A 3,858-nucleotide genomic window follows, 5' to 3' on the forward strand; every position below is an offset into this window, starting at 1 on the left:
TGGGTCACTCTGACGGCTCGGTCCAGGCGCGCTACGCGCACGCGACGGCTGACATGGTGCGACGGCTGCTCGACGGGCTGACGGCGGTGTGGGAGAGCGCGCTGGAAGCCCGGCTGCAGCTCTCGCCAGGCTCATCGGTAGCGGTCCTGAACGGTCTGCTCAGGGAGAAGATCATCTCCCAGGATTCTCCCAAGGACGACCGGGAGACGGAAAAGGCCGGTCCGCGTCTCCGCGACACCGGCCCTGACCTGCTGTTCCACGGTCGGGCTGACAGGATTTGAACCTGCGACCCCTTGACCCCCAGTCAAGTGCGCTACCAAGCTGCGCTACAGCCCGCCGCCGCGCCAACCCTCGGCGCGGCAACCTCATCACCCTACCAAAGCCCTACCCGTGAGCCTTGCCGCGACCCCCCGGCCCCAGCTTCTTCCTCGGCCGCACCGAGATCTCCACCGGAGACCCCTCGAACCCGAATTCTTCCCGCAACTTTCGCTCCACGAAGCGGATGTACCCGGTATCCAACGGCCCGGTGGTGAACAGCACGAACTTGGGCGGCGCCACCCCCGCCTGCGTCGCGAACAGCACCCGCGGCGCCCGCCCGCCCCGCACCGGGTGCGGTGTGGCCTGCGTAAGGGCAGTAAGCCAGGTGTTCAACGCGCCGGTCGGCACCCGCTGCTCCCACGAGGCCAGCGCCCGGCGCAGGGCCGGCGCCAGCTTGTCGACGGCGCGGCCCGTCTTGGCCGAGATGTTCACCCGGATCGCCCACGGGATCCGCTTGAGGTCTCGGTCGATCTCCTTCTCGAGGTAGAACCGCCGGTCGTCGTCGACCAGATCCCACTTGTTGAAGGCGATCACCAGCGCCCGGCCGGCCTCGACGACCGAGGTCAGCACCCGCTGGTCCTGCTCGCTGATCGTTTCCGAGGCGTCCAGCAGCACCACGGCGACCTCGGCCGACTCCACCGCCCCGGCCGTGCGCAACGACGCGTAGTACTCGGTGCCGGCCGCCGTCGAGACCCGCTTGCGCAGGCCCGCCGTGTCGACGAACTGCCACAACTCGCCGTCGAGCGAGACCAGGGAGTCGACCGGGTCGACCGTGGTGCCGGCGGCGGAGTCGACGACCGCCCGCTCCTCGCGGGACAGCTTGTTCAGCAGGCTGCTCTTGCCGACGTTCGGCCGGCCGACGAGCGCGACCCGGCGCGGACCGCGCGGACCGGATTCGATGATCGGCGGCGCTGTCGGGAGTGCCTCGAGAATGGCGTCGAGCAGGTCGCCGGAACCGCGGCCGTGCAGGGCGGAAACCGCGTACGGCTCGCCCAGGCCGAGTGACCACAACGACGTCGCCTCGAGCTCGAGGTTTTGATTGTCCGCCTTGTTGGCGACCAGGATCACCGGCTTGTTGCTGCGTCGCAGCATGCGCACCGCGGCCTCGTCGTCGTCGATCGCGCCGATGGTCGTGTCCACCACGAACAGCACGACGTCGGCGGTCTGGATCGCGATTTCGGCCTGATTGGCGATCGCCAGGGCGCGGTCCCGCGCGTCCGGTTCCCACCCGCCGGTGTCCACGACGGTGAAACGGCGCCCATTCCAGTTGGCGTCGTAGGGGACCCGGTCGCGCGTCACTCCCGGCGTGTCCTCGACGACCGCTTGGCGGCGGCCGATGATGCGGTTCACCAGCGTCGACTTGCCCACATTGGGACGGCCGACGACCGCCACCACGGGAGCCGCGACAGAAACCTCAACGTCGGTCACCGAGTCACCTTGCTGTTCAGGAGGTCCAGCAAATGCGCCACAACCTCGTCGATTCCCATTCCGGTCGTGTCCACTTCGATGGCGTCGTCGGTGCGGCGCAACGGATCCGCCGTACGACTGGAATCGATTTTGTCCCGCCGCTCCAAATCGGCCTGCGTGGCGGCCACATCGGTCGCGTCCTCGAGGCTGCGCCGCTGCGCCCGCGCGGCGGCGGAAGCGGTCAGATAAACCTTCAGATCGGCGTCCGGCGCGACCACCGAAGAAATGTCACGTCCCTCGACCACGATTCGCGAATGCGCCCCGATGATCTCCCGCTGCAGCGCCACCAGGTGCCGCCGGACGGCCGGGACGGCCGCCACCGCGGAAACGGCGCCGGTCACCTCGGGCCCCCGGATAGCCGCGTCGACATCCACGGCATTGGCCCGGAAATGCGGCGCCACCGGATCGGTCCCGACCGTCAAATCGGTCTCCAGAGCGATCTTCGTCACCGCATCGGGATCCGCGAGATCGACACCGGCCTGCAGCACAGCCCACGTCACCGACCGATACATCGCGCCGGTGTCGAGATACACCCCGTCCAACGCGGTAGCGAGACGCCGGGAAACGGTGGATTTGCCCGACCCCGATGGCCCATCAACGGCCACCACACACCGCTCCGGCCGCAAAACCTCACCCACGCGCGTCTCCCATGCGTCATCCAGCCCAACCCACCCATTGTGCCCGCCGCGCAGGTGACACCCAAATCAAGACCTTGACGGGTACGAACACAACACGGTCCCGCCGCTCAGCCGGCCACCGTCGTGGCCGAGCCGGCCACGCCGCCGCCGGCCCGTCACGGGGACAACGACAAACCCGCTGGGACGGCTCTCGCATGATCGGTCGACGCACATGACCGAAAACGGTCAGCAAGACACGAACGGGTGATCGACCGCGGGACCACACCCGTCCACCCTGGACCGGTGACGAACCCGGCATGGCAACAGCCCACCGCCCCGCAGCCGCCAGTGCGCCGTACCCCGTGGAAGAAGATCGGCATCGGGGTCGCCTCCCTGCTCTTCCTGTGCTGCGGCGGCACCGTCGCCATCGGTTTGTCCACCGATGACCCGAGCGACACGAACGCGACCGGTGACACGGCCACCGCGGCGCCCTTCGCGGCCCCGGCGCGGACCGCGGAAACCACCATCCCAGCGCCGACCGCGCCCTCGCCGACCCAGAAGACGACGCCGACACAGACGGCGGTCGAGAAGGCCGCGGCTCCCTCCCCGTCGAAGACCACCGCCCGGCCGAAGCGCACGACTCCCCCAACCAGGCCGACGACCACCCGCCCCAAGCCCGAGCCCACCAACACCCGGACCGCCTCGTCGCAGAGCGGGGTTCGCCCCGGTGCATTCTGCTCACCGGAAGGCGCCCGCGGCACCACGAGCAAGGGCACCCGGATGCGGTGCACGGCGAAGGCCGGCGAAGATCGCGCGCGCTGGCGCAAGGCGTAGAGCGGCGCCAGCGCCATCCCGGCCGCGGCCGGCGACACCGTCTCCGGGGCCGGGTCGTTCGCACCGGACCACGGCCTCGAGCACCGATGTCAGGTGTCACGTTGCCGCGACCGAACCCGTCGGGATAGGACCCAGCGCTGGATGCCCGCGGCTCAGGAGAAGGACAGCCCGGTGACGTGCGGCAGCCAGTAGCCGACGTACGCGCCCGCCGTCACCTGATATGAGGTCCGGGCGTTGACGATCGCGCTCGCCCCCAGCGGCGCACTCGACGCCGTCCTGAAGGTGAGCGTCTTGGTCGCCGTCAAGGTGCCCTTCGCGTCGTAGGCGTATCCGGTGTAGGTGCCGGGTCGCACATTGAGCCGCAGGTTCGGGGAGTACCTCTGCTCCTGCACCTTGCCCAGCAAAACTCGGCTGCTGAACGTTTCCGGAACCAGGTATCCGGCGAACGCGCCATTGGTGATCCGGTAGTAGTAGTTCCTGCCGACGACCCGAATGCGCTGATCGGCATGCGCGCCGGAGCTGGACGTCAGGGTGATGCTCTTCTGCGCCGTGATGCCACCGGTCGAGTTGAACTTGTAGCCGGTGTGGCTGCCGGCCTGGAACCGGACCGTGCCGTTCACGG

4 protein-coding genes, 1 tRNA gene and 1 pseudogene are annotated in these 3,858 nt (G+C 69.1%); 2 read left to right on the forward strand and 4 right to left on the reverse strand.

The window, feature by feature from the left end; genetic code table 11:
• Positions 1-281: pseudogene (locus AB0M20_RS31250) on the forward strand (hypothetical protein); the annotation flags it as partial.
• Here the strand turns inward: AB0M20_RS31250 and AB0M20_RS31255 are convergent.
• The 3 genes from AB0M20_RS31255 to cmk all read right to left on the reverse strand — a co-directional run bounded on the left by AB0M20_RS31255 (position 263) and on the right by cmk (position 2,423).
• Positions 263-336 (reverse strand) — tRNA-Pro (locus AB0M20_RS31255). The pseudogene AB0M20_RS31250 and the gene AB0M20_RS31255 overlap by 19 nt on opposite strands.
• 48 nt (positions 337-384) lie before the next feature.
• The gene (der, locus tag AB0M20_RS31260; RefSeq protein WP_364303922.1) at positions 385-1,746 is read right to left on the reverse strand and encodes a ribosome biogenesis GTPase Der; all 1,362 of its coding nucleotides are present in this window, start codon (positions 1,744-1,746) and stop codon (positions 385-387) included.
• Positions 1,743-2,423 carry a (d)CMP kinase gene (cmk, locus tag AB0M20_RS31265; protein WP_364303923.1) on the reverse strand — a complete coding sequence of 227 codons (681 nt, stop codon included), beginning with the start codon at positions 2,421-2,423 and terminating at the stop codon, positions 1,743-1,745. Before cmk ends, der begins: the two co-directional genes overlap by 4 nt.
• A gap of 282 nt (positions 2,424-2,705) precedes the next feature.
• On the opposite strand from cmk, the gene AB0M20_RS31270 reads away from it, so the two are divergent.
• Positions 2,706-3,236 (forward strand): hypothetical protein, encoded by a 531-nt coding sequence (locus AB0M20_RS31270; RefSeq protein ID WP_364303924.1) that lies wholly within the window; start codon positions 2,706-2,708, stop codon positions 3,234-3,236.
• A 152-nt stretch (positions 3,237-3,388) separates the two neighbouring features.
• Here the strand turns inward: AB0M20_RS31270 and AB0M20_RS31275 are convergent.
• The coding region (locus AB0M20_RS31275; protein ID WP_364303925.1) for a hypothetical protein at positions 3,389-3,858 on the reverse strand (470 nt) is incomplete at its 5' end.

Origin of the sequence: Actinoplanes sp. NPDC051633 (assembly GCF_040681735.1) — a bacterium.
In the GTDB taxonomy this organism is placed as follows: Bacteria; Actinomycetota; Actinomycetes; order Mycobacteriales; family Micromonosporaceae; genus Actinoplanes.